The sequence below is a fragment of the Vibrio furnissii CIP 102972 genome (assembly GCF_000176175.1).
Lineage (GTDB): Bacteria > Pseudomonadota > Gammaproteobacteria > Enterobacterales > Vibrionaceae > Vibrio > Vibrio furnissii.
Map to the genome: position 1 here is coordinate 92690 of NZ_ACZP01000018.1, position 26043 is coordinate 118732.

25 protein-coding genes are annotated in these 26043 nt (G+C 52.8%); 15 read left to right on the top strand and 10 right to left on the bottom strand.

Annotation, left to right across the window (positions count from 1 at the left end; genetic code table 11):
• Window positions 1-83 precede the first annotated feature (83 nt).
• Together fieF and pfkA are read left to right on the top strand one after the other, a co-directional pair.
• Entirely contained in the window at window positions 84-992 is a 909-nt protein-coding gene (fieF, locus tag VFA_RS19180; protein ID WP_004728514.1) for a CDF family cation-efflux transporter FieF, read from the top strand.
• 262 nt (window positions 993-1254) lie between these two features.
• On the top strand, window positions 1255-2217 hold the full coding sequence (gene pfkA, locus VFA_RS19185; protein ID WP_004728515.1) for a 6-phosphofructokinase: 963 nt from the start codon (window positions 1255-1257) through the stop codon (window positions 2215-2217).
• A gap of 63 nt (window positions 2218-2280) precedes the next feature.
• On the opposite strand, the gene glpX is transcribed toward pfkA, so the two are convergent.
• Window positions 2281-3288, bottom strand: coding sequence for a class II fructose-bisphosphatase (glpX, locus tag VFA_RS19190; RefSeq protein WP_004728516.1), 1008 nt, complete (start codon window positions 3286-3288; stop codon window positions 2281-2283).
• Window positions 3289-3602: 314 nt separating this feature from the next.
• Between glpX and zapB the strand changes: the two genes are divergently transcribed.
• On the top strand, window positions 3603-3845 hold the full coding sequence (zapB, locus tag VFA_RS19195; RefSeq protein WP_004728517.1) for a cell division protein ZapB: 243 nt from the start codon (window positions 3603-3605) through the stop codon (window positions 3843-3845).
• A 75-nt stretch (window positions 3846-3920) separates the two neighbouring features.
• On the opposite strand, the gene metF is transcribed toward zapB, so the two are convergent.
• The 3 genes from metF to VFA_RS19210 form a co-directional block, all read right to left on the bottom strand.
• A complete protein-coding gene (metF, locus tag VFA_RS19200) occupies window positions 3921-4808 on the bottom strand; it encodes a methylenetetrahydrofolate reductase (protein ID WP_004728518.1) in 888 nt (295 codons plus the stop codon).
• Between the two features lie 276 nt (window positions 4809-5084).
• Window positions 5085-7496 carry a bifunctional aspartate kinase/homoserine dehydrogenase II gene (locus VFA_RS19205; RefSeq protein WP_004728519.1) on the bottom strand — a complete coding sequence of 804 codons (2412 nt, stop codon included), beginning with the start codon at window positions 7494-7496 and terminating at the stop codon, window positions 5085-5087.
• Window positions 7496-8662, bottom strand: a complete 1167-nt coding sequence (locus tag VFA_RS19210; RefSeq protein WP_004728520.1) for an O-succinylhomoserine (thiol)-lyase — start codon at window positions 8660-8662, stop codon at window positions 7496-7498. Before VFA_RS19210 ends, VFA_RS19205 begins: the two co-directional genes overlap by 1 nt.
• Before the next feature lie 217 nt (window positions 8663-8879).
• Here VFA_RS19210 and metJ point away from each other — a divergent pair, with 217 nt between their 5' ends.
• A complete protein-coding gene (gene metJ, locus VFA_RS19215) occupies window positions 8880-9197 on the top strand; it encodes a met regulon transcriptional regulator MetJ (RefSeq protein WP_004728521.1) in 318 nt (105 codons plus the stop codon).
• A gap of 76 nt (window positions 9198-9273) precedes the next feature.
• Here the strand turns inward: metJ and VFA_RS19220 are convergent, their stop codons facing one another.
• Together VFA_RS19220 and rpmE are read right to left on the bottom strand one after the other, a co-directional pair.
• Window positions 9274-10548 carry a malic enzyme-like NAD(P)-binding protein gene (locus tag VFA_RS19220; protein WP_004728522.1) on the bottom strand — a complete coding sequence of 425 codons (1275 nt, stop codon included), beginning with the start codon at window positions 10546-10548 and terminating at the stop codon, window positions 9274-9276.
• Window positions 10549-10758: 210 nt separating this feature from the next.
• Window positions 10759-10977: a 50S ribosomal protein L31 gene (gene rpmE, locus VFA_RS19225; RefSeq protein WP_004728523.1), complete on the bottom strand. Its 219-nt coding sequence runs from the start codon at window positions 10975-10977 to the stop codon at window positions 10759-10761.
• Window positions 10978-11223: 246 nt separating this feature from the next.
• On the opposite strand from rpmE, the gene priA reads away from it, so the two are divergent.
• The 7 genes from priA to rraA all read left to right on the top strand — a co-directional run bounded on the left by priA (window position 11224) and on the right by rraA (window position 19108).
• Window positions 11224-13425, top strand: coding sequence for a primosomal protein N' (gene priA, locus VFA_RS19230; RefSeq protein ID WP_004728524.1), 2202 nt, complete (start codon window positions 11224-11226; stop codon window positions 13423-13425).
• 307 nt (window positions 13426-13732) lie between these two features.
• Window positions 13733-14740: a DNA-binding transcriptional regulator CytR gene (gene cytR, locus VFA_RS19235; protein WP_004728525.1), complete on the top strand. Its 1008-nt coding sequence runs from the start codon at window positions 13733-13735 to the stop codon at window positions 14738-14740.
• A gap of 129 nt (window positions 14741-14869) precedes the next feature.
• Window positions 14870-15421, top strand: a complete 552-nt coding sequence (locus VFA_RS19240) for an SPOR domain-containing protein (RefSeq protein ID WP_038152602.1) — start codon at window positions 14870-14872, stop codon at window positions 15419-15421.
• A 138-nt stretch (window positions 15422-15559) separates the two neighbouring features.
• A complete protein-coding gene (hslV, locus tag VFA_RS19245; RefSeq protein ID WP_014204312.1) occupies window positions 15560-16117 on the top strand; it encodes an ATP-dependent protease subunit HslV in 558 nt (185 codons plus the stop codon).
• Between the two features lie 36 nt (window positions 16118-16153).
• On the top strand, window positions 16154-17485 hold the full coding sequence (gene hslU / locus VFA_RS19250) for an HslU--HslV peptidase ATPase subunit (protein ID WP_004728528.1): 1332 nt from the start codon (window positions 16154-16156) through the stop codon (window positions 17483-17485).
• A gap of 93 nt (window positions 17486-17578) precedes the next feature.
• A complete protein-coding gene (locus tag VFA_RS19255) occupies window positions 17579-18496 on the top strand; it encodes a 1,4-dihydroxy-2-naphthoate polyprenyltransferase (protein ID WP_004728529.1) in 918 nt (305 codons plus the stop codon).
• 75 nt (window positions 18497-18571) lie between these two features.
• Window positions 18572-19108 carry a ribonuclease E activity regulator RraA gene (rraA, locus tag VFA_RS19260; protein ID WP_004728530.1) on the top strand — a complete coding sequence of 179 codons (537 nt, stop codon included), beginning with the start codon at window positions 18572-18574 and terminating at the stop codon, window positions 19106-19108.
• Window positions 19109-19218: 110 nt separating this feature from the next.
• Here the strand turns inward: rraA and VFA_RS19265 are convergent, their stop codons facing one another.
• Both VFA_RS19265 and tpiA read right to left on the bottom strand, forming a co-directional pair.
• Window positions 19219-20580 carry an MATE family efflux transporter gene (locus VFA_RS19265; protein WP_038152608.1) on the bottom strand — a complete coding sequence of 454 codons (1362 nt, stop codon included), beginning with the start codon at window positions 20578-20580 and terminating at the stop codon, window positions 19219-19221.
• A gap of 172 nt (window positions 20581-20752) precedes the next feature.
• Window positions 20753-21523, bottom strand: a complete 771-nt coding sequence (gene tpiA, locus VFA_RS19270) for a triose-phosphate isomerase (RefSeq protein ID WP_004728532.1) — start codon at window positions 21521-21523, stop codon at window positions 20753-20755.
• A 232-nt stretch (window positions 21524-21755) separates the two neighbouring features.
• Here tpiA and VFA_RS19275 point away from each other — a divergent pair, with 232 nt between their 5' ends.
• Together VFA_RS19275 and VFA_RS19280 are read left to right on the top strand one after the other, a co-directional pair.
• Window positions 21756-22103, top strand: coding sequence for a 5-carboxymethyl-2-hydroxymuconate Delta-isomerase (locus VFA_RS19275; RefSeq protein WP_004728533.1), 348 nt, complete (start codon window positions 21756-21758; stop codon window positions 22101-22103).
• Between the two features lie 34 nt (window positions 22104-22137).
• Window positions 22138-22575, top strand: a complete 438-nt coding sequence (locus tag VFA_RS19280) for a DUF805 domain-containing protein (protein ID WP_004728534.1) — start codon at window positions 22138-22140, stop codon at window positions 22573-22575.
• A gap of 54 nt (window positions 22576-22629) precedes the next feature.
• Here VFA_RS19280 and VFA_RS19285 read toward each other — a convergent pair whose 3' ends face one another.
• Together VFA_RS19285 and VFA_RS19290 are read right to left on the bottom strand one after the other, a co-directional pair.
• The gene (locus tag VFA_RS19285) at window positions 22630-22980 is read right to left on the bottom strand and encodes a DUF3135 domain-containing protein (protein ID WP_004728535.1); all 351 of its coding nucleotides are present in this window, start codon (window positions 22978-22980) and stop codon (window positions 22630-22632) included.
• A 113-nt stretch (window positions 22981-23093) separates the two neighbouring features.
• The gene (locus VFA_RS19290) at window positions 23094-23711 is read right to left on the bottom strand and encodes a helix-turn-helix transcriptional regulator (RefSeq protein WP_038152609.1); all 618 of its coding nucleotides are present in this window, start codon (window positions 23709-23711) and stop codon (window positions 23094-23096) included.
• Between the two features lie 251 nt (window positions 23712-23962).
• On the opposite strand from VFA_RS19290, the gene VFA_RS19295 reads away from it, so the two are divergent.
• Both VFA_RS19295 and groL read left to right on the top strand, forming a co-directional pair.
• Window positions 23963-24253, top strand: a complete 291-nt coding sequence (locus VFA_RS19295) for a co-chaperone GroES (protein WP_004728537.1) — start codon at window positions 23963-23965, stop codon at window positions 24251-24253.
• Between the two features lie 48 nt (window positions 24254-24301).
• Window positions 24302-25939, top strand: coding sequence for a chaperonin GroEL (groL, locus tag VFA_RS19300; RefSeq protein WP_004728538.1), 1638 nt, complete (start codon window positions 24302-24304; stop codon window positions 25937-25939).
• Window positions 25940-26043 lie beyond the last annotated feature (104 nt).

A 26043-nucleotide genomic window follows, 5' to 3' on the forward strand; every position in this document is an offset into this window, starting at 1 on the left:
GACTGGATGTCGGATGAGATTTAACGCACATCAAACAGCCTTTTGCGTATAATTACGTCATTGATTTGCATGGATAACAGACTATGAAACAGGAATACGCCAGATTGGTGACCCTCGCCGCTTGGACCGCGACCACAGTCGCCACGTTGCTGCTGATCGTGAAAATCGCCGCGTGGTGGGTGACCGGCTCGGTCAGCTTGCTGGCATCGCTCATTGACTCGCTGCTCGACATCGCCGCGTCAGTGGTCAACTTGATTGTGGTGCGCTATTCGCTGCAACCGGCAGACCGAGAACACACCTTTGGTCACGGCAAAGCGGAATCCTTGGCGGCGCTGGCGCAAGCGATGTTCATCTCCGGCTCTGCTTGTTTTTTGATCCTCAACGGCATTGACCGTTTCTTCCGCCCCCATGAATTACAATCGCCCGAGTACGGGATTTACGTCAGTGGGTTTGCCATGGTGGTGACGTTTGCCTTGGTGATGTTCCAGCGCCACGTGGTGCAGAAAACCGGCAGTCAGGCCATAGCGGCGGACTCACTGCATTATCAGTCCGATTTATTTATGAACGGCGCGATCATGGTGGCGCTCGGACTGAGTTGGTTTGGCATCAAACAGGCCGATGCGGTGTTTGCGGTCGGGATTGGGGTGTACATTCTCTACAGCGCCTATCGCATGGCGCATGGCGCAGTCCAAACGCTGCTGGATCGCAAATTGCCTGATGATGAGCTGATGCAGATTCGCACCTTGTCGCTTTCGGTCGATGGGGTGATGGGCGTGCATCAACTGCGCACACGCATGTCCGGCCCGGTGCGTTTCATTCAGCTCCATTTGGAATTGGATGACAACATTCCGTTAATTGAAGCACATCGCATCTCGGATATTGTGGAAGCGAAGCTGCGTAAAACTTTTCCCGGTGCCGATGTTTTAATCCATCAGGATCCGTATTCTGTGGTCTTCGGTCCAGAGCGAAAGCAAAAATTCCAAGGGTGGTGAGGCAAAAGTGGTCGAGGTTGGCTATCTTTTCCCCAATTGAACTAAAAAACCTGATCCTGATGTGAATCAACAACGCTGTGGGTCGAAACTGTAATACTCTTACATAAGTAGCAAACTTACAGAATTTCGTGCAAATAACAGTAGTATTCCTAATTAGGAAATGTAACATAACGCACAGATATAGAATGCTTTTGCTGCTTGCCAATCCAGGGCGGGCGGCGCGAAAAATATTATATTAAGTTCCCAAAAATCGAGGGTGAGCATGATTAAGAAGATCGGTATTTTGACAAGTGGCGGCGACGCCCCAGGCATGAATGCTGCGATTCGCGGCGTGGTTCGTACGGCGTTGGGCGCAGGTCTTGAAGTATTCGGCATCTACGATGGCTATCAAGGCCTGTACGAAGGTCGTATCAAGCAGCTAGACCGTTCAAGCGTGTCTGATGTGATTAACCGTGGTGGTACATTCCTGGGTTCTGCGCGTTTCCCGCAGTTCCGTGAAGAAGCAGTGCGTGAAAAAGCGATCGAAAACCTGAAAACACACGGCATCGATGCATTGGTTGTGATCGGCGGTGACGGTTCGTACATGGGTGCGAAGAAACTGACTGAAATGGGTTACCCATGTATCGGTCTGCCAGGTACCATCGACAACGACATCGCAGGCACGGATTACACCATCGGTTACCTGACTGCACTGAACACCGTGATCGAAGCGATTGACCGTCTGCGTGACACGTCTTCTTCTCACCAACGTATTTCGATCGTTGAAATCATGGGTCGTCACTGCGGTGACTTGACGCTGATGTCTGCGATCGCAGGCGGCTGTGAGTACATCATCACGCCTGAAACGGGTTTGGATATGGAACAGCTGATTTCTAATATTCAAGACGGCATCAAGAAAGGTAAGAAACACGCGATCATCGCGCTGACTGAACTGATGATGGATGCGAACCAATTGGCGAAAGAGATCGAAAAAGCGACGGGTCGTGAGACTCGTGCGACGATCCTGGGCCACATTCAACGGGGTGGTAAACCAACTGCGTTTGACCGCGTGCTTGCGTCTCGCATGGGTAACTACGCCGTTCATCTATTGATGGAAGGTCACGGTGGCCGTTGTGTGGGCATTCAAAAAGAGCAACTGGTTCACCACGACATCATCGACGCGATTGAAAACATGAAACGTCCAGTACGTAAAGATCTGTTCCAGGTGGCTGAAGAGCTGTTCTAAGCGCTTAACCTGCAATCAGTTCGAAAAAAAGACCGCCTTGGCGGTCTTTTTTGTTGCTCGCGATTAAAGAATGAATTCGCGTACTTCTGGATCTTTACGCTCCAGATAGTGAATCGACTTGATGCGGCGAATGGTGCGGCAGCGGCCACGAATCAGCAAGGTTTCGGTGGTCGCAATGTTGCCTTGGCGGGTAATGCCTTCCAGCAAATCGCCTTTGGTGATGCCGGTGGCGGCGAAGATGACATTGTCGCTGCGCGCCATGTCTTCGAGTTTCAACACCACTTCCGCGGTCACACCCATCTGTTCGCAACGTTCGAGCTCACGTGCGCCCCAAATGCGGTTGTCTTCGGTTTCCCCTTTGACTTTATGACGGGGCAGCAAACGGCCGTTCATGTCGCCATCGAGCGCGCGAATCACCGCGGCAGACACCACCCCTTCCGGCGCGCCGCCCACACAGTACATCATGTCCACTTCGCTGTCGGGCATGCAGGTCAGAATTGAGGCGGCCACGTCGCCGTCTGGCACCGCGAACACGCGCACTCCGAGCTGTTGCATTTCGACAATCATCGCTTCATGACGCGGTTTTGCCAGCGTAATCACGGTCAAATTGTTCAGGGATTTACCCAGCGCAGCGGCCACATTTTCCAAGTTTTCTTTCAGCGGTTTGTTGAGGTCGATACAGCCTTTCGCGCCTGGGCCGACCACCAATTTTTCCATGTACATGTCCGGCGCTTTGAGGAAGCTGCCTTTCTCGCCGGCCGCCAGCACGGCCAGCGCGTTGGATTGGCCCATGGCTGTCATGCGCGTGCCTTCAATCGGGTCGACGGCAATGTCAACTTCGTCGCCGCCCACACCCACGTGCTCACCGATGTACAGCATTGGCGCTTCGTCGATCTCACCTTCACCGATGACGATCTCACCCTTGATTTCGGTTTTGTTTAATAGGGTGCGCATCACTTCTACTGCCGCGCCATCTGCGGCGTTTTTGTCGCCACGGCCAAGCCATTTATATCCAGCCAATGCCGCGCCTTCTGTGACGCGTGAAAAAGCCATTGCCAATTCGCGTTTCATGCTTACTCCAAACCAAGGATCAGTAATAGGGGGAATGATTTGCGGCGGATCTTAGCATATTCGAAAGGAAACGTTTGCTTTTTGACACTCACGAGACTTGCACTCGATCAAAAGTCGTTACGATAGCCTGATTTTTCAGGCTTTGTTTCCCCCTGCGCGTCACGAAAGTAAGCGGGAAGTCAATTTGCGCCGTTTTTTTAACCGAATAGCGCAAAATATCGAATATAGTGAGTGTTTCTCTGCGCTTGGCTGAGTAGAATGGAACGATTAGTGAAGTGAGTTCACCGCAACCGAATCAAAAAAGGGTAAGTACCATGTCTTTTGAAGTACTAGAACAACTAGAAGCAAAAATCCAAACCGCGGTTGATACAATCGCATTACTGCAAATGGAAGTTGAAGAGCTGAAAGAAGAGAAAGTGAAACTGGTCGAAGAAGCGAACGAGCTGAAAGCGAGCCGTGAAGCACTAGAGCAACGTTCTCAACAAATTCAACAAGAACACACTGCATGGCAAGAGCGTATTCGCAACCTGCTGGGCAAAATGGACGACGTGGAATAATCCACCGATTGCCGCAATATCGAATTGATAAAAAACGCCGACAGTTGTCGGCGTTTTTTTGTGTCTCATATGGGCTTACAAGCTTGGACGAACACCCAGCGTGTGGCAGAGCGCGTAAGTCATTTCCGCGCGGTTGAGGGTGTAGAAGTGAAAGTCTTTCACGCCCTCGCGTGACAAGATGCGCACCATGTCAATCGCTTGGCTGGCACCGACCAGCTGACGTGTCACTGGATCGTCATCCAACCCATCAAATTGCTTCGCCATCCAGCTCGGTACTTTGACGTGGTTCTGCGCCGCAAAACGCGAGGCCTGCTTGAAGTTAGAGACTGGCAAAATGCCCGGGACGATTTCCACATCAATTCCTGCCGCCACACAACGGTCACGAAAACGCAGGTAGCTTTCGACATCAAAGAAGAACTGCGTGATGGCACGGTTGGCCCCTGCATCTACTTTTCGTCTCAGGTTCAGAAGGTCTGCTTGGGCGCTTTTGGCTTCTGGGTGGACTTCCGGAAAAGCCGCGACGGAGATGTCGAAATCGTGACGTGATTTCAGCAGTGTCACCAAGTCCGAAGCGTACATATCTGGCTTGCCGCCGCCCGGTGGAATGTCACCACGCAGGGCAACGATGTTTTGAATCCCGTTGTGCCAGTAATCGTCGGCAATCTGAATCAGTTCTTCGCGGCTGGCATCGATACAGGTCAGGTGCGGCGCTGCAATCAGGCCGGTTTGGTCTTTGATGGCTTTGATGATCGAGTGGGTGCGATCACGTTCGCCGGAGTTCGCGCCGTAAGTGACCGAGACAAATTTAGGTTTCAGGGTTTTGAGACGATGCACCGAGTTCCACAGCGTTTCTTCCATTTGCGCAGTGCTCGGCGGGAAAAATTCAAACGAAACGTTGATGTCTGAAAGATCAGCAATATTCTGGTTTAGTGCGTCAATATGACTGGCGTGCGTATATCCCATTTTTTCTCTCCCTGTGGCTTCATGCCACAACGCGAACACTGTTAAGATTGACGTTTAGACGTCTATATGGCTACAGAATGTCTTGAATGCATTTTAATGTCAACCTTGCCATTATGAATATTTTTCATGTTGATCGTGAGGGGAATTCAACACCGTTATCAGCACGTTAGCGGTGATTCACGGCCATTCCCATCCTGTTCGACAATTGTTCTGTCCTTGAAATTAATAACAGAATAAACAACAAAAAGCTCGCCATTTTGACGAGCTTTATCATGTTTACAGCAGACCTGCGAGCAAGTTGAGGTCGGACTGAATCGCGCCGGCCGTCACTTCTCGCCCGGCGCCCGGGCCACGAATCACCAACGGGTTGTCGCGATACCATTTGCTTTCGATGGCAAAGATGTTGTCACACGGCAGCAAATTCGCCAGCGCATGCTCTTTGTCGAGGGCTTCCACACCGACGGTGGCTTTGCCGTTTTTCTCGAGGCGCGCCACATAACGCAGTACTTTGTCTTGGCGCTGCGCCTTGGCCAGACGTTCCGCCAAGCGTTCGTTGAGCAACTGGCTTTTGTCGAGGAAGTCATCCAGCGACAATGTGCGCAGCTCTTCAGGCACCAATGATTCCACGCGAACGCTTTGCGGTTCGATGTCCAGCCCTGATTCGCGCGCCAGAATCACCAGCTTACGCATGACGTCTGAGCCATCTAAATCACAGCGTGGATCGGGTTCGGTTAAGCCTTGTTGCCACGCCAAATCGACCAATTCACTGAACGGCACCTGGCCGTCGTATTGCTGGAACAGCCACGACAGCGTGCCCGAGAAAATTCCCGATAGCGCGGTGATTTCATCGCCACTTTCACGCAAATCGCGCACAGTGTGGTTGATGGGCAAGCCGGCGCCGACGGTCGCGTTGTACAACCAATGACGGCTGATTTTGGCAAACGCGTCTTTGACTTGTTGGTAATAATCGCCCGCAGCTGACCCGGCCACCTTGTTGGCGGAAATCAGGTGCATGCCGTGTTCTGCGATGTCCAGATAGCGATCGGCCAACTCTTGGCTGGCGGTGACATCCAACACCACGACTTCATCAAAGCCTTGAATGTTGCCCAGTTGCTTGAGCCACTGCTGACCATCGTTTGGCAGCGCTTCATCGCTGTAATGCGCCAACACGTTGGCTGCATCGATGCCTTGTGGGTTGAACCAGTAGGTTTGGCTGTCAATGACGGCGACCAATTCGAAGTTCATGCCGTGGCGTTTTTCCAGCTCATCTTTTTGTTCAGCAAACAGTTTGAGCCAGCTTGAGCCGATGTTGCCCTTGCCACACAGCGCCAGTGCCACGCGTTTTTGCGCCTGAAACAGTTGCGTGTGCAAACCGGTGACTAACGGCTCAACGTCGGTTTGACGCAGTACGGCCACCAAACTCAAGCCCGATTCCGCTTCGTACACAAATTCCACCGGCGAGGCTTTGAGTTGTTGGAAGAAACCGTAGCTGTGGTGCGCATTCTTAGTGACGCCTGCGCCGACCGCGCCGACCATCGCGTAGCCATCTTTGAGTTTGATTTCGGCTTCAATGGCCAAATCGTGTAGTAAGCTCAGTGCGCCGGAGGCGATTTCAGCGGTGTAGGCCAAGCGCATGTGGTGTTGGTCGGCTTGTACTTCAAATGCCAGCGGTTCAAGCTGCGCACGTTTGAGTTTTTCCAGCACTTCGTGTTGCGCGCGCTGAACGGTGTGGCCGTGTGCAAATGCCAATTCGATCAGCTGCACGTCGTCAAGCGAGGTGATGATTTTGGCGCCGCGGCCAGAGGCCAGTACGCGTTCAATGCGCGTAGAACCGGATTCCGGCTGGTAGCTGCAACGCAAGCTGAGATCCATCGCGCTTTGGGCGACGGGCTGCAACGTGCGGCTGTGTAGCACAGGGGCTGCCAAGCGTGCCAGTTCGTTGGCTTCATCCAAACGCAGCAGTGGCAGCAGGCAGGCATCGCTGACCAAGCGCGGGTCGGCGCTGTAGACGCCCGCCACATCGCTCCAAATCGTCACGCGGTCGACTTCCGCCAGTGCGCCAATTACCGTTGCCGAGTAATCGGAGCCATTGCGCCCGAGCAGTACGGTTTCCCCTGCGTCGTTTTGCGCCATAAAGCCGGTGATCACCACGCGATGATGTGCGTGTTGTGCCAACACTTCTTTGAGCAGTGGGTAAGAGCGGGCGCGATCCACTTCGGGTTGCGTGCCACTTTCAGCGCGCAGAAACACGCGCGCATCTTGCGCGGCGGCGGGAAGTTGCTGTTGGTTCAGCAGTGCCGCTAGCAGGCGAGAAGACCACACTTCACCATGACCAAGCACGGCCGCTTGTTGCGCGGTGCTCAGCGGCGCCGTGAGTTCGCCCAGTGCGACGAATTCACCATTCAATTGGGTCAGTAACCGATCGGCAGCATCGCCTTCTAACAAGCCTTCAATCAGTTCACTTTGATACACGCGCAGGGATTGCAGGGTTTCATGCGCGATGCGACCGTCTTTATTCAACGCATCGAGAAACGCGATCAGCCGGTTGGTGGTTTTGCCCGCTGCGGACACCACCACCAAATCGTCGGGCTGAGAATATTCCTGCAGAATATGCGCCACGCGTTGATAACATTCTGGGTCTGCGAGACTGCTACCGCCAAATTTATGCAGTTGACGCGACTGAGTCATTAAAAGGCCTCCTTGGCTTTGTTGAATGCCTGATCCAGATCGGCAATCAGGTCAGAGGCATCTTCCAAACCAACCGACAAACGCAGCAGTTGCTGTGATACGCCCGCTTCAGCGAGGGCTTCTTCGCCCATCGCGCGGTGCGTCATCGACGCAGGGTGACACACCAAGCTTTCGACGCCGCCGAGTGATTCCGCCAGCGAGAACAGGTCGAGTTTGCCGACAAAATATTTCAGTTGTTCAAACGAGCCCGCAAACTCAAAACTGAGCATGGAACCAAAACCGACCTGCTGCTTTTTCGCAATCTCGTGCCCCGGATGCTCTGGCAGGCTTGGGTGGTAAATGACCTTCACCAGCGATTGGCTTTGCAGGTAGTTGAGGATGAGTTGGGAGCTTTCTTCATGCACGCGCATCCGCGCGCCGAGCGTGCGCAAGCCGCGCAGCGTCATGTAGCTATCAAATGGCGTGCCCGTTGCACCAATGCAGTTGCCCCACCATTTCAGCTCTTCGGCATGCTGAGCCGCTTTGCTGATAATCACGCCGCCAATCACGTCTGAGTGACCGTTGAGGTATTTGGTGGTGGAGTGCACCACAAAGTCAGCGCCGAGCGTCAGGGGCTTTTGGTACACCGGTGTCAAAAAGGTATTGTCGACCGCCACCAGCGCGCCGACCGCGTGGGCTTGCTGGCAGATTTTTTCGATGTCGACCACCCGCACCAGCGGGTTAGACGGCGTTTCCAGCAGCACCAGTTTCGGGTGTTGGGCCATCGCCGCGGCCAGCGCCTGTTCGTCAGATTGATCGACAAACAGCACTTTGAAGTCACCTTTTTTAGCGCGCGTGTTGAATAAACGGTATGTACCGCCATAACAATCGTGTGGCGCAATGATTAAATCTTGCGGAGTCAGGAAGGCAGAAACCCATAGGTTGAGCGCTGAAGTACCGCAGTTGGTGACGACTGCATCCGCGCCGCATTCGAGTTCAGACAGCGCTTGTTCGAGCAAACCACGGTTGGGGTTCCCCGAGCGGGTGTAATCGTATTTTGGCACTTCACCAAACGCAGGAAAGCCATAGTTAGTCGAGAGATAAATGGGGGGAACCACAGCGTGATACTGCGTGTCCGATTCAATACCCGTGCGGACCGCAACGGTCGCTGGCTTGCGATTGGTCATGAGCGTTTCCTTTCCTGATTGACGATGTTTTGGCTTCCAAGTCGGCGGTGACGCATGCTGACGCTAATCACCCCGCTGAATAACATCACACTTTACTGGTCAAAAAAGAAGACGTCAACACTTCTAGACGTCTATATGTCTTTGCTTATGGCAGTAAATCCCGCTAAAATTGGGGACTTTGAAAAACTAACTCGAATCCAAACAACGAAGGTGCGCAATGGCAGACTGGAATGGCGACTATATTAGTCCATACGCGGAGCATGGGAAAAAGAGCGAGCAGGTGAAAAAAATCACTGTGTCGATCCCGCTTAAGGTGCTGAAAGTGCTGACGGATGAACGAACTCGCCGCCAAATCAATAACCTGCGTCATGCAACAAACAGTGAGCTGCTGTGTGAAGCGTTTTTGCATGCATACACCGGTCAGCCGCTACCCACGGATGAAGATCTGCGTAAAGACCGTCCGGATGATATTCCTGCCGAAGTGAAAGAGCTGATGACCGCGATGGGCATCGAGTTCGAAGCTTACGACGACTAAGCGCACACGTACGTCACGCATAAAAAAACCTGGCCATGAGCCAGGTTTTTTTGTCTTCACTTGAAGCAAGGAGCGTTTACGCTTCCATGTAACCTTGTGGCATATCGATGCGTGCAACGCCCGAATCCACGGCAGCTTGAGCCACGGCTTTGGCGACGCGTGGCAGCAGACGTGGGTCCATTGGTTTTGGAATGATGTAGTCGTTGCCGTATGCCAGGTGATCAACGCCGGCCGCTTTCAGGACTTCCGCAGGCACGTCTTCTTTGGCCAGTTGACGAATCGCGTCGACTGCGGCCAGTTTCATTTCATCGTTGATCTCGCTCGCGCGGACATCCAGCGCGCCACGGAAGATGAATGGGAAACACAACACGTTGTTGACTTGGTTCGGGTAGTCACTGCGGCCGGTGCCCATGATCAAATCGCTGCGCACTTCGTACGCCAGTTCCGGTTTGATTTCTGGATCCGGGTTTGAACACGCAAACACCACGGGTTTGTCGGCCATCAGCTTCAGTGCGTCGGCTGGCAGCAGGTTCGGGCCTGATACTCCAAGGAACAGGTCAGCCCCGGCAATCACATCTTCCAATGTGCGTTTGTCGGTATTGTTGGCGAACAGCTGTTTGTATTCGTTCAGATCGTCACGGCGCGTGTGAATCACGCCTTTGCGGTCCAACATGTAGATTTTTTCACGCATCGCGCCGCACTTGATCAGCAGCTCCATACACGCCACGGCCGCAGCGCCTGCGCCAAGGCAGACGATGATGCACTCTTCCAGCTTTTTGCCTTGCAGTTCAATCGCGTTCAGCATGCCAGCGGCGGTCACGATCGCAGTGCCGTGCTGGTCATCGTGGAAGACGGGCACGTCACAACGCTCAATCAGGCGACGTTCGATTTCAAAACAGTCTGGGGCTTTGATGTCTTCGAGGTTGATCCCGCCAAAGGTGTCGGCAATGTTGGCGACGGTATCGACGAATTCATCAATGGTGCGGTGTTTGACTTCGATGTCGATGGAATCGAGACCTGCAAAGCGTTTGAATAGCAGGGCTTTTCCTTCCATCACCGGTTTGGATGCCATTGGGCCCAAGTTACCCAAGCCAAGAATGGCGGTGCCGTTTGAGATCACTGCCACGGTATTGCCTTTGGCCGTGTATTTGTAAACGTTGTCGACATTTTGCGCGATTTCACGCACGGGCTCTGCCACGCCTGGGCTGTAGGCGAGGGCCAAGTCAGCAGCAGAATCTGCTGGTTTCGTTAGAGAAACAGCAATTTTTCCTGGGATCGGCAACGCATGGTAATCCAGCGCACGCTGGCGGAATGCTTCTTCCGGCGTCAGTTCTTGGTTGTCATCGGACATAGGGGAGGTCTCTTTATTGTTTTTGGAAAAGGGGAATTATTCTAATAGATGTCTGTCAAGCTGCCTAGGCAGGATTGCGGGTCAATCGTACAAAACTTGACTAATTTAATCTGATAAGACCAGCTATTTTGTGATCGCGGTAAGGAGAAATTGCAGGCACGAAAAAAGGACGCCGGAGCGTCCTTTTTGAATCTTCGCGTGAAGTCGAAATTACTTCTTGCTTGATAGCGCGCCGAAACGCTTGTTGAAGCGATCAACACGGCCGCCAGTGTCAACAACACGTTGTTTACCAGTGTAGAATGGGTGGCACTGGTCACATACGTCCAGGTGCAGAGCGTCTTTACCTAGAGTTGATTTGAAAACGAAAGTGTTGCCGCAAGAGCAAGACGCTGTTACTTCTTTGTATTCTGGGTGGATACCAGCTTTCATGGGATAACCTCAATTTAGGCCGTGTCGCTATCCGAATCAATGTCGGACACCACACGTAATGTTAATGATACTGTTCGATACTCAGCCTTGGTGACCAAGCATCTTCAAGGCGCGATATATTAATGAATCCCCCGCGCCGGATCAACCGCTTTCGGCGTTATTTTCGCCACTATTTGTGGGTCGAATTTCCTACCCGCATCCAGTAGACTGTGATTTCTCACCATTTTTGACTGCTGACGGACTGTTATGCGCCCAAGTATTGCCCGTGTCGCCCTGCCGGTACCACTGGATAAGCAATTTGATTACCTGATCCCCAACCATTTGTTTCCGATCATCGGCGGCCGTGTGTCGGTGCCGTTTGGCCGCCAGACGCTGGTCGGTGTGGTGACGGCGTTGGCGCAGGAATCGGCGTTTCCGCGCGAGCAGCTCAAAGCGATCAAAGCAGTGCTCGATTCGCAGCCCGTGTGGCCGGAAACGCTGTACCGCTTGTTGCAATGGTGCAGCCAGTTTTATCAATATCCACTCGGCGACACGTTGGCCAATGCGATGCCGAGTGCATTGCGCAAAGGTAAACCGGCTGATTTTGCCAGCAGTAAAGAGTGGCACATGACCGAGCGTGGACGCGATCAGTTGATGCAAGGCTTTGGCCGCGCGGTCAAGCAGGCGCAGGTGATGCATTTGCTTGAGCCGGGCCCGGTGGCGCATCAGATCATGCTCGATGAAGAGGTGTCCAGTGCCACGCTTAATACTTTGCAAGACAAAGGCTGGATTGAAGTCACGGAGAAGCAGCCGCAGTTTCGCCCATGGCCCAAGGTGGTTGAAGCCGATGTCGATAAACCCAAACTCAACCAAGAGCAGGCGATCGCGATTGCGTCAATCAACAGTCAGCGCGGCTTTGGTTGTTATCTGCTGCATGGGGTGACCGGGTCTGGCAAAACGGAGGTCTACCTCAATCTCATCAAACCGGTGTTGGAAGCGGGTAAGCAGGCGTTGGTGCTGGTGCCGGAAATTGGCCTCACGCCGCAAACTATTAATCGGTTTCGCAAGCGCTTCACCGTGCCGGTGGAGGTGATTCACTCCGGCTTGAACGACACCGAACGGCTCAATGCTTGGCTGGCCGCGCGTGACAAAGTGGCTGGCATCGTGATTGGTACCCGTTCGGCATTGCTGACCCCGTTTGCTGATCTCGGCATCATTATTGTCGATGAAGAGCACGATGCCTCCTACAAACAGCAAGATAGCCTACGTTATCACGCCCGTGATGTGGCGGTGATGCGCGCTAATTTGGAGCAGGTGCCGATTGTGTTGGGGTCGGCGACGCCGGCACTAGAAACGCTGCACAACGCGCTGACCGGCAAATACCATCATCTGCAACTGACGCAGCGAGCGGGCACGGCACTGCCGACCACCAACCGCGTGTTGGATGTCAAAGGGCTGTACTTGGAAAGTGGCCTGTCGGCGCCGCTGATCGCCGAAATGCGCCGCCATTTGTCGCAAGGCAATCAAGTGTTGTTGTTTCTCAACCGCCGCGGGTTTTCACCGGCACTGATGTGCCACGAATGTGGTTGGATCGCCAACTGTCAGCGCTGCGATGCCTATTACACCTATCACCAACACAGCAGCGAAATTCGCTGTCACCATTGCGGCTCCCAGCGTCCGGTAATTCACCAGTGTCAGGGATGTGGTTCTACCCATTTGGTGACCGTCGGCGTGGGCACCGAGCAGTTGGAAGCGCAGCTCAGTGAGCTGTTTCCGGAATACAAAGCGATTCGTATCGACCGCGACAGCACGCGTCGCAAAGGCAGCTTGGAGTCGGCGCTTGGCGCGATTCGCCGCGGTGAATATCAAATTCTGATTGGCACGCAGATGCTGGCCAAAGGTCACCATTTCCCGGATGTAACGTTGGTGGCGCTTCTGGATGTCGACGGCTCGCTCTACAGCAGCGATTTTCGCGCGTCGGAGCGATTGGCGCAGCTGTTTATTCAGGTCGCAGGCCGAGCGGGGCGGGCGAGCAAACCGGGCGAAGTGGTATTGCAAACCCATCATCCGGAGCACACCTTGCTGCAAGCATTACTGCACAACGACTACAGTCAATTTGCCGAGACCGCGCTTGCTGAGCGCAAGTTGGCACAACTGCCGCCGTATACCTATTTGACGCTGTTTCGTGCCGAAGGCAACCAATCGCAACCTGTGGAAGATTTTCTGCGCCAAGTGCGCCACACGTTGGAAGCGCATCCATTGTGTGAACAGGGTTGCCTGGTGCTTGGCCCAACGCCAGCGCCTTTGGCTAAACGCGCGGGTAAATTCCGTTGGCAATTGCTGCTGCAGGCGCCGAGTCGCTCAGTGATGCAAAAGCTGCTCGCCAGCGCCAAACCGGCCATTCAGCTCTTGCCGCTAGCGAGTAAAGTGCGTTGGTCATTGGACATTGAACCGCAAGATCTCAGCTGATTGTTCTTATTGTTATTTTTGTCAAAAAATAAAAACCTCCTTATCGTGATTAACGTCACACTTGCAATGTAAGATTTGTTAATCAGACCGTAACTTTCTATTCGGAAACGAATAAACTATTCGCAATCTTGTGTCAGTGAATCGTTTTCGCTGCATAAAGTGTGCTTAAAGTTGGCCAAAAGCAGTCTCAACGACACGGTAAAAGGAGTGCCGGGTGGTTGAAGAGTAAAGGGCAACTCAAAGCGATCCCATAATCATAAAAAAAGTGCATCGCACTATGAAGAACCGAGAAAGAGGGTAATTACACATGGCGACAATGAAGGATGTTGCCCAGCTTGCAGGCGTATCGACGGCGACAGTCTCGCGCGCTCTGATGAATCCCGAGAAAGTTTCAGCCTCAACTCGTAAACGGGTTGAAGAGGCGGTTTTAGAAGCTGGCTATTCACCGAATTCTTTAGCCCGAAATCTGCGTCGCAATGAATCGAAAACCATTGTCGCGATCGTGCCGGACATCTGTGATCCTTATTACACCGAAATTATTCGTGGTATCGAAGACGCCGCGATGGAACACGGTTATCTGGTACTGCTGGGTGACAGCGGTCAGCAGAAAAAACGTGAAAGCTCATTTGTGAACTTGGTGTTTACCAAACAGGCGGACGGTATGCTATTGCTGGGGACCGATTTGCCGTTTGACGTGAGCAAACCTGAGCAGAAAAACCTGCCACCGATGGTGATGGCGTGTGAGTTTGCGCCAGAACTTGAATTGCCGACGGTGCATATCGATAACCTGACATCTGCCTTTGAAGCGGTGAACTATCTGACGCAGATGGGGCACAAACGCATCGCGCAGATTGCCGGTCCTGAAGCGGCGGTGTTGTGTCAGTTCCGTCAGCAAGGGTATCAACAAGCCCTGCGCCGCGCGGGGATTTCACGCAATCCAACCTACAGTACCATCGGTGACTTTACGTTTGAGTCGGGGGCCAAAGCGGTGCGCCAATTGATGGCCCTGCCAGAGCCGCCGACAGCCATTTTCTGTCACAACGATACCATGGCGATTGGTGCCATTCAGGAAGCCAAGCGCTTGGGCATGCGTGTGCCGCAAGACCTGTCTGTGGTCGGCTTTGATGACATTCAGTTTGCGCAGTACTGCGATCCACCGCTAACCACCATTTCTCAGCCGCGTTACGAGATCGGCCGTCAGGCGATGTTGATGATGCTTGAGTTACTGCGGGGTCATGATGTGCGTGCGGGCTCGCGTTTGCTCGACACCCAATTGGTCATTCGCGAGAGTGCAGCGCCGCCCCGCTCGGCCTAAGCCGTGTGAACGCGGTGATTTCCCTGCAACCAGCGGCGTATTTTGATGCGCCGCTTCCATTTCCGCGCTGTTATCTGCAGTGAATCTGCTTTAACATGTGGACAAAATTGTCAACGTTCGAAATTCTCAGTGGCTAATAAAGATTATGTAAGGCGCGGTCGTAGTCCGAAAAAGCCGACCCCTAAAAAATCAGCTCCTCGACGCAGAAAACCATGGCGCAGCGGCTTGCTGGCGATGCTGTTGGTCGGCGGGTTTGGCTATGGCTTGTATCTGCTCAATCAAGATCCTGAGCCGCCGGCACCGGTGGTGGTCGAGACCAAATCAAAACCGGTCAGCCAACCACAAAACAACAACCGTTTGCCGCCACCACCCACCGAGAAGTGGGACTACGTGGAATCACTGCCCAATCGCGAGATTGAAGTGAAAGCCAAAGAGCTGCAAGTCTCGGACATTCCGTACATCATGCAGTGTGGGGCTTACAAAACCATGCAGCAGGCGGAAGCGCGTAAATTGGACATTGCTTTCCAAGGCCTGAGCAGCAAAATTCGCAAGAAAGAAGACAGTAGCTGGTACCGTGTGGTGCTTGGCCCATACAAATTCAAACGCGATGCAGAGCGTGATAAACACAAGCTGCAACGCGCCAAGATTGAACCTTGCGCGATTTGGAAAGAGCAGCAATAACAGCCTTTCATTGTCATCAAACGCCCGGCCTCAGTGCTGGGCGTTTTTACGATGCGCTGACGATTCCCGCCTTGAATTTTGATTTTCCAACCTCATATAACCACTATCTTGATAGTGAAAAGCACAAAGGGGTTCCTCGTGACTACCATCGTATCTGTACGTCGTAATAACAAAGTTGTCATCGCAGGTGACGGACAAGTCTCGCTTGGCAATACCGTAATGAAAGGCAATGCGCGCAAAGTTCGTCGTTTGTACAACAACAAAGTATTGGCCGGATTCGCGGGGGGGACAGCGGACGCATTCACCTTATTTGAACGCTTTGAAAGCAAACTGCAAATGCATCAGGGCCACCTGACAAAAGCGGCGGTGGAGCTGGCCAAAGATTGGCGCAGCGATCGCGCACTGCGTCGCCTCGAAGCCATTTTGGCCGTCGCGGATGAAACCGCATCACTGATCATTACCGGCAACGGCGATGTGCTGCAGCCTGAACACGATCTGATTGCGATCGGTTCCGGCGGTAATTTTGCACAAGCCGCGGCGATAGCTTTGCTGGAAAATACCGATTTAGACGCCCGTGAAATTGCACAAAAAGCGCTGAAGATTGCTGGCGACATCTGTGTGTTCACGAACCATCATCACACCATTGAAGAGCTGGAAATTCCGCCGGAACTGTTGCCTGCTGCCGCAGCCGAATAATCGTGTGTGATGCTACTGAATTTGAAGGAAACCACTATGTCTGAAATGACTCCTCGTGAAATTGTCCATGAACTGAACCGTCATATCATCGGTCAGGACAACGCCAAACGTGCGGTCGCCATTGCGCTGCGTAACCGCTGGCGTCGCATGCAGCTGGAAGAAAGCTTGCGTGTTGAAGTCACACCGAAAAACATTCTGATGATCGGCCCAACCGGTGTCGGTAAAACCGAGATTGCGCGCCGTTTGGCGAAACTGGCCAATGCGCCGTTCATTAAAGTCGAAGCCACCAAGTTCACCGAAGTGGGCTATGTGGGCAAAGAAGTTGAAACCATCATTCGCGACCTGACGGACGTGGCGGTGAAGATGACGCATCAACAAGCGATGGAAAAAGTGAAATTCCGTGCTGAAGAGCAGGCGGAAGAGCGCATTCTTGACGCGTTGCTGCCGCCAGCGCGTGATGCGTGGGGCGAAGCGGAGCACAACGATACTGCGTCGTCGACACGCCAAACGTTTCGTAAGAAGCTGCGTGAAGGCAAGCTGGATGACAAAGAGATTGAAGTGAACGTCGCGGTGGCGCAGATGGGCGTGGAAATCATGGCGCCTCCGGGCATGGAAGAGATGACCAATCAGCTGCAGGGCCTGTTCCAGAACTTAGGTGGCGACACCAAGAAAAAACGCAAATTGAAAATTAAAGATGCGTTTAAAGCCCTGACCGAAGAAGAAGCGGCGAAGCTGGTGAATCAGGAAGAACTGAAAGAGCAGGCGATTTACAACGTTGAAAACAACGGCATCGTGTTTATCGATGAGATCGACAAGATCTGTAAGCGCGGCGAATCGTCAGGCCCTGATGTCTCTCGCGAAGGTGTACAACGCGATTTGCTGCCCCTGATTGAAGGCAGCACCGTCACCACCAAACACGGCATGGTGCGTACCGACCACATTCTGTTCATCGCATCGGGTGCTTTCCAAGTGGCACGACCTTCGGATCTGATCCCTGAGCTGCAAGGCCGTCTGCCGATCCGCGTGGAGCTGGAAGCGCTTTCTAGTGATGACTTCAAACGCATTCTGACCGAGCCAAAAGCGTCTCTGACCGAGCAATACATGGCGTTGATGAAAACGGAAGAGGTCGATATTGCCTTTACCGAAGATGGCATCAAGCAAATTGCCGATGCCGCATGGCAAGTCAACGAAACCACCGAGAACATCGGTGCGCGTCGCCTGCATACGGTGATGGAACGTCTGATGGATGAAATCTCGTTTGATGCCACCGAGAAAGCCGGTGCAAGCCTGACGATTGATTCGGCCTATGTGCGCGCCAAACTCGGCGAGTTGGTCGAAGACGAAGACCTCAGCCGCTTTATTCTGTAATTTCTGAGCCCACCTTGATCTGGTGGGCTTTTTCATATTACGCACTTGCGCGTATACTGAAAACTATGTTGATCGATCTTACAATTTTTCCCCATGAATAATTCTTTACGTATCTGGTTTGACGCGGCGCGTCCGAAAACGTTGCCGTTGGCGCTGGTGTCTATTTTTACGGGCAGCGCGCTGGCCTTTTCGTCTGGCCACTTTTCGTTGCCTGTTGCGCTATTGGCGCTACTGACCGCAACCCTGCTGCAAATTCTATCGAACTTGGCGAACGATTACGGCGATGCCGTGAAAGGCACCGACAATGACAAACGCCTTGGCCCGATGCGCGCGATTCAGTCAGGCGAAGTGTCGCTGGCAGACATGAAGCGAGCGATTTTCATCAACATCGGTCTCACCATTGTGGCGGGATTGGCGCTGGTGTTTTACGCCCTCGACAGCCTAGAAAGCATTCTGGCCTTTATTGGCTTGGGTGTGCTGGCAATGATGGCGGCGATCGCCTATACCGTCGGCAACAAACCGTACGGCTATGTCGGCCTTGGGGATTTGTCGGTGTTTCTGTTCTTTGGTTTGCTCGGCGTGTCCGGGACTTACTTTTTGCACATCGGTCACATTGAATGGAGTCTGTTTCTGCCGTCGCTGGGTTGTGGCTTGATGGCGGTGGCGGTGCTCAACATCAACAACATGCGCGATATTGAAAACGATGCAGAATGTGGCAAGCGCACCGTGCCTGTGCGATTGGGCCAACAGCGCGCCAAAACCTACCACTTTTTGCTGCTGACTGGCGCGGTGATCGCGTTTGCCAGCTATTTGTTGATGCAGGGCAAACCGGTGTGGATCAGCCTGCCGTTTTTACTCAGCCTCATCATGGTGACCAAGCATGGCCGCGCGGTGTGGGCTACAGAGCAACCGGCGCAAATTGCCCCGATGCTGCCGGTGATCGTCAAGTGCTCGCTGGTAACTAACCTTTTGTTTGTTGGTGTGGTGATAGCTCAAACTCTGACGAGTTAATTTGCACTCTGTCATTGCATTGACTTACTGACCCGATATACTCGTTGAAAGACTGTTCGTAAAGAGACTAAGGCTATGGAATATAACACCTCTGCGTTATGTGATATCTATCTCGACCAGGTGGATGTGGTAGAACCCATGTTTAGCAATTTTGGTGGCTGCGCGTCATTTGCCGGCCAAGTCACGACCATCAAATGTTTTGAAGACAACGGCCTCATCCGTGAGACATTAGAACAAGACGGCCTTGGGCGTGTGCTGCTGATCGATGGTGGTGGTTCGCTACGCCGTGCGCTGGTTGATGCTGAACTGGCGGCCATAGCCGAAGAGAACGAATGGGAAGGCATTGTGGTTTACGGCTGCGTGCGTGAAGTCGACGAGCTGGAAGACATGAGCATCGGGATTCAAGCGTTGGCTTCGATTCCCGTGGGAGCGCCTGCACAAGGCATCGGCGAAGTCGATGTGCCGGTCAACTTCGGTGGCGTGACGTTCCTGCCAGAAGATTATCTCTATGCCGACAACACCGGCATCATCCTGTCGCAAGAGCCGCTTAATACGACGGATCTCGACAGCGATGAAAGCGATGAAGATGACGTCATCGACGAATTACTCTGAATCCGAGACAAAAAAAGCCAGCGTGACGCTGGCTTTTTTTGTCTCGCGCTATCGCATCAATCTAGCAAGATTAGGTCGCGTAAGAAAAGGTTGTGCAAAATGAGCCGCTGCTAGGAGGCGCCAGATTGCATCATGCCATCGCGCAGCGTGCGACGTCGCAGGATCAAGGCATACAAGTAGCCCGATAGCCCGCCCAAAATGTTGCCCAGCGCAATGCCAATAAACAGCCCTTCAATGCCATACAACGTTGACCCGAGCCATGCTGATGGCAGGGTGAAGAGAAAGAGGCGCATAAAGCTCCATTGAAACGCTTTGAGCGGCAGATGAAGCGCGTTGAGCGCCGACACCAGCATCATCACCACCCCCTGAAAGCCATAGCTGAATGGCACCACCAACAGGTAATGCCACAACAAGTCGCGCACCGCTTGCTCTTGAGAGAACAGCGCAGCCAAGGGAATGCTCAGCGGCACCATCATGATGAAGACCAACAACTGAAAAATCAGCGAGAAGCGCAGGCTTAAAAACAGGCCGGAAAAGCTGCGCACCGGATTGTTGGCCCCAAAATTCTGCGCCATAAATGGCGTCAACGCTGAGGTGAGCGACATCAGCACCAAGATTAAAATCGATTCGATGCGCTGCGCTGCGCCATAAGCGGCCACCGCAGCGGTGCCGTGGCCGGAGAGCATCATCATCAGCAGTGCGCCGGAAATGGGGTTCATCGCCGTCGACAGCGCCGCTGGGGTGCCAATCTTGAGGATTTGCTGCCAATCGTGACGCAATGACGCAAAGTGCGGCGGCGCCAACAGGCGATCGCGTTTGACCAACACATACAGCGAGCCGACCAATGCGCCCAGCCACGAGAAGGCACTGGCAATGGCCGCACCCTGAATACCGAGTTCTGGAAACGGGCCGTAGCCAAAAATCAGCAGCGGATCGAGACAGCCGTTAATTGCGCCCGCCAGCATCATCATTTTGGCTGGGGTTTTGGTATCACCGGTGGCGCGAATCGCGCTGTTGCCCGCCATCGGAATCACCAGCAGCGGAATGGTGAGGTACCAGACCTGCATGTATTGCTCAATCAGCGGAATCAACTCAGCTTTGGCGCCCAACAGCAGAAACAGTGGCTCAATGGTGAAAAAGCCCAACGTGGAGGCGATCGCGACCAAACACACCGCCAACAGCACACCGTGTGTGGAAAAACGCGCGGCATTGGGCGCATCGCCTTGCCCCAACAACCGACCGATGCTGGTCGACAAGCCCACACCAATGCCCATGGTGATGCAGTTGACGCCAAATGTGACAGGAAAGGTATAGCTGATCGCGGCCAGCGCGTCGGTGCCCAGCAGCGAGATGAAAAAGGTATCGACTAGGTTGAACATCAGAATGGCGATCATGCCGAACGTCATCGGGATGGTCATCTGGCGGAGCACCGTGGGAATCGGGGCGGAAAGCAGGCCGTGTTTGTCGTGCATATACCCTTCTTACATCGCGCGGCACCGTGCCGGACGTGCGTCAGCAGGCAGCCAATTACAGGGAAGAAAGGGGGTAGGATACTCGAATTTGCGGGGAGGCACTAGCCGCGCTCGCGCTGAGTCACGGCGATAAAAAAGGCCGGCAGTGCCGACCTTTTTCATCAACAAGCGATTACGCTTTTGCTTTTGCAGCTGCTTTCGCGATGGCTGCGAAGCTTTTCGCATCCAGAGATGCGCCGCCAACAAGAGCGCCGTCGATGTCTGGTTGTGAGAAGTAAGCTTCTGCGTTTTCTGGTTTAACAGAACCGCCGTATTGGATGATCACTTGTGCTGCAACCGCTTCATCTTTCGCTGCGATCAGCGCGCGAATCGATGCGTGGATGCGTTGTGCATCTTCAGCCGTTGCTGCTTTACCAGTACCGATTGCCCAGATTGGTTCGTAAGCGATGATTGCGCCGTTCAGAGCGTCTACGCCGTATGCATCGATCACTGCGTTGATTTGACGTGCACAAACGGCTTCAGTTTCGCCCGCTTCGTTTTGCGCTTCAGTTTCACCGATACAGAATACTGGAGTCAGACCGTTTTCTTTCAGGAATGCGAATTTTTGAGCAACAAACTCGTCTGATTCGTTGTGGTATTCACGACGCTCAGAGTGGCCGATGATGATGTGAGTTGCACCGAAATCTTTCAGCATGGCTGGAGACATGTCGCCAGTGTACGCACCGCTGTTGTGCAGGTCAGTGTTTTGTGCACCCAGGATCATTTTTTTGCCGCCTTCTGCAATCAGACGCTCAGCCAGATCCAGGTACAGTGCTGGTGGAGCTACTGCCACGTCAACACCCGTTACACCTTCAAGTTCCGCATTCAGACCAGTCAACAGCTCAGTTACCATTGCTTTGCTGCCATTCAGTTTCCAGTTCCCCATCACTACAGGACGACGCATAGGAATATCTCCAATTTCAATGAATAAAAAAAACGTGATTGCGAAAGAATATAACAGATAAAACTACGTAGATCATGACTCCGGTCATGACTTTCTGGGATCTTGTTTGATGAGGCGCAAGGCCGAGAAGTGATCTGCTATACAGAATAGAGGCCATTCGCTCGGATTTTGTGCTGCGTCTTGCTATTACTGTCAGTTCAGTATGGGGAAAATAACAAACAAGGAAGTGAATATGCCTAATTTGGTGCTCGAGTACTCCAACTCTGTGGATGAACGTGTCAATGTGCAGGGGCTATTGGAAGATTTGCATCAGGTGGTCATGACGTGTGGCTTATTTGATATTCCCTCGATTAAATCCCGCGCGCTGCGTTGCCACCATTGGCTGGTGGGCGATGAAGGCGACAGCGTGGATTTTATTCACATCAGTTTTGAAATGATGGACGGGCGCACCGCCGAGCAAAAACGCGAGTTGTCACGTCAGCTCATGGATGTGTTGGTGGCGCAAGCCAGCCACGTTCGCAGCTTGACGGTGAACATTCGTGACATGGACCGAGCTTGGTTTCAGAAGGTCACGAACTGACAGCGAGTTGATTCCGTTTGAACAGGAAACGCTAATGTCTTATCAAACACTGCTCTTTTCGTTTCAGGGGCGCATCGGGCGTCGTACATACTGGATTTGGAACGTCTTTTATTATGTGGCGATCGTCACTGCGATCGCGCTGCTTAACCGTTGGCTGCCAGACTGGGCGCCATACCTGCTGCCGCTGTTTATGCTGTTGATTCTGGTACCAGATTTGGCCATCACCGCCAAGCGTTGGCACGATCGCGATAAATCGAGCTGGTGGCTGTTGCTTAATGTACCGCTGGTGATTGGCCGAATGACGGTGCCGATGGGCGGCGCCAATATGGCGATGACCAGCACCCCCAACATTTTCGATACCCTGATCTCGCTTGCTGCCTTGTTGTGTGGCAGTTGGATTTTGGTGGAGTGCGGTTTTTTGGTGGGCAGCCGCGGCGATAACCGCTTTGGGAAAGCGCCTCACTCATCGTGACAGGGCTGTTAGAGCCTGTGCGGTCAAGAAAAAAGGAGGCTTGTGCCTCCTTTTTTAACGCCACGACTCGGATGTCGGGCGAAAGGGAATCACGTCCGCGCTCGGCTTTTCTTCCACTATTTCGCCGTCCAGCGCATCACGGAATTTGGCCATTTGCAGACTGAGTTCTCGCATCAGGGTGACGTTCGCGTGGTCTGGATTCTTGCATTGGCTCAGAATCAGGTCGATATGACTTTGCTGCGCCCACAATCGATGCTGCATTCCATCGGAAGCAGAAAGGATCATCTCCTGACACATTTCGCGCTTAAATCGGCTAAATGCTTCAGGATCCTGCTGCGCCAGCTCGACCAGTTCATCAAAGGGTGGCAGAGCCTGGCTGGCTACGTTGGTTTGAGGGGGAGACATAGAACACTCCTCTGCAAGGTCTTGCGTTGATTAAATTATCAACACATCAAGCATAAGCGAGGAACGGTGCACAAGGTGGAACGAATATCGTTGTTCTCAATATTAAGACAATGTTAGGCGGCCGCAATCACGTAGGTGCAGCGGCGTTGGCCTTCGATGATGTGTTCACTGCGTTCAATGCGGCAAGTGTCGCCCAGCAGGCGCTGAAAAATGTTCAGCTCTGATTGACACAAATTTGGACAGCGTTTGGCGGCCTTACAGATTGGGCAGTGGTTTTCGATCAGCAGATAACCGTGCTCGGTTTGCTCCAGCTCCGCCATGTAACCTTCTTGCTCACGCAGTTCCACCAAGGTGGCGAGTTTGCTGTGCAGATCGGGGCAGGCGTCCAGTTCTTGCTGATAATGGGCCAAGGTTTGCGCTTCACGCTCGGCTGCCACTTTGGCTAAGCCTTCTTTGCCAAAGAGATGTTCCACCGCTTCAATCACTTGAATGGTGAGTTCACCGTGGCGATCGGCAAATTGATCATGGCCTTTGCGGGTGAGTGACCAATGGCGCGTCGGGCGACCCACTTTGACTTTCACATCGTGAAACGCCAGGATGCCGTCGTCTTCCAGTGCCTGAAGGTGTTGACGCGCCCCCATGGTGGTCATTCCCAAGTCATCGGCAAGCTGTTTGGCGGTCACGGCACCTTCACGTTTGATGGTGTGTAAAATCCGGTCGATCGTCTTCATCATGTCCCTCTTTATTCTCTGACTATTATGGATATTCAGTTTAATAAAGCAAATTATTTACTATACGGGATGGTGTTAGGCGGTCGAAATGCTCGCAATGCGTCGACTTCACCACGGATTCGTTAATTTCATCACAATTTTTTCGCGCTTACCCCTTGGGATATGGCGTTTGATACCCCACATATCATTCACAAGCTGGTCAATCAGCGTTTTATTAACCAAACGGAAAATTTAATCAGGAGAGACGACCGATGAATATTCGTCCATTACACGACCGAGTTATCGTTGAACGCCAAGAAGTTGAATCAAAATCTGCTGGTGGAATTGTTCTCACTGGTTCTGCGGCAGAAAAATCAACACGCGGTAAAGTACTTGCAGTCGGCAAAGGCCGCATTCTGGAAAATGGTACAGTTCTGCCTCTGGACGTGAAAGTTGGCGATTCTGTGATTTTTGCTGAAGGCTACGGCACGAAATCAGAGAAAATCGACGGTAAAGAAGTACTGATTTTGTCTGAAAACGACATTCTGGCAATCGTTGAGTAATTGCTCCCAAGCAAACGAACTAAAACCGAATTCTAAAGGAAATACAAAATGGCTGCTAAAGACGTAAAATTTGGTAATGACGCTCGAGTTAAAATGCTAGAAGGTGTAAACGTTCTGGCGGATGCAGTAAAAGTTACCCTTGGCCCGAAAGGCCGCAACGTTGTTCTCGACAAATCTTTTGGTGCACCAACCATCACCAAAGATGGTGTGTCTGTGGCGCGCGAAATTGAACTGGAAGACAAATTCCAGAACATGGGCGCACAAATGGTGAAAGAAGTGGCTTCTCAAGCCAACGACGCAGCGGGTGACGGCACAACAACCGCAACCGTACTGGCTCAGGCGATCGTGAACGAAGGTCTGAAAGCTGTGGCGGCGGGCATGAACCCAATGGATCTGAAACGCGGCATCGACAAAGCCGTGATTGCAGCGGTTGAAGAACTGAAAGCGCTGTCTGTGCCATGTGAAGACACCAAAGCGATTGCTCAGGTCGGCACTATCTCTGCAAACTCAGATGTGAGCGTGGGCAACATCATCGCAGAAGCGATGGAAAAAGTGGGCCGCGACGGCGTGATCACCGTTGAAGAAGGTCAGGCACTGCAAGACGAACTCGACGTGGTAGAAGGGATGCAGTTTGACCGCGGTTACCTGTCTCCTTACTTCATCAACAACCAAGAAGCAGGCAGCGTGGATCTAGAAAGCCCGTTCATCCTGCTGGTTGACAAAAAAGTATCGAACATTCGCGAATTGCTGCCAGTCCTGGAAGGCGTCGCGAAAGCTTCTCGTCCACTGCTGATCGTGGCAGAAGACGTGGAAGGCGAAGCGTTGGCTACTCTGGTTGTGAACAACATGCGTGGCATCGTGAAAGTTGCGGCTGTGAAAGCACCGGGCTTTGGCGATCGTCGTAAAGCGATGCTGCAAGACATCGCGATTCTGACTGGTGGTACGGTGATTTCTGAAGAGATCGGTCTGGAACTGGAAAAAGCTGTGCTGGAAGATCTGGGTCAAGCGAAACGCGTGACCATCACCAAAGAAAACACCACCATCATTGATGGCGCAGGTGATGAAGTGGCAATTCAAGGTCGTGTGACTCAGATTCGTCAACAAATCGAAGATGCGACGTCAGATTACGACAAAGAAAAACTGCAAGAGCGTGTTGCGAAACTGGCAGGCGGCGTTGCCGTGATCAAAGTGGGCGCAGCGACTGAAGTTGAAATGAAAGAGAAGAAAGACCGCGTTGAAGACGCACTGCACGCGACTCGCGCAGCTGTGGAAGAAGGCGTGGTTGCAGGTGGTGGCGTGGCACTGATTCGCGCAGCATCTAAACTAACTGAACTGACTGGCGACAACGAAGAGCAAAACGTGGGTATCCGCGTGGCACTACGTGCGATGGAAGCGCCAATTCGTCAAATCGCGAAAAACGCGGGCGACGAAGATTCAGTGGTTGCGAACAACGTGAAAGCGGGCGACGGTAACTACGGTTACAACGCCGCAACTGGCGAGTACGGCGACATGATTGCCATGGGTATTCTGGATCCAACTAAAGTAACCCGTAGCGCACTGCAATTTGCAGCGTCTGTGGCTGGCCTGATGATCACCACGGAAGCGATGGTGACTGACCTACCGAAGAAAGATGCACCAGCAATGCCTGACATGGGCGGCATGGGTGGCATGGGCGGCATGATGTAATTCGCGCCCCATTCAAACTGAACAAGCCGGAGTGAATGCTCCGGCTTTTTTTATGCCTGAAAATCCGCTAGAAATTTTTGCGCAGTTTCTGCACACTGAAAAAT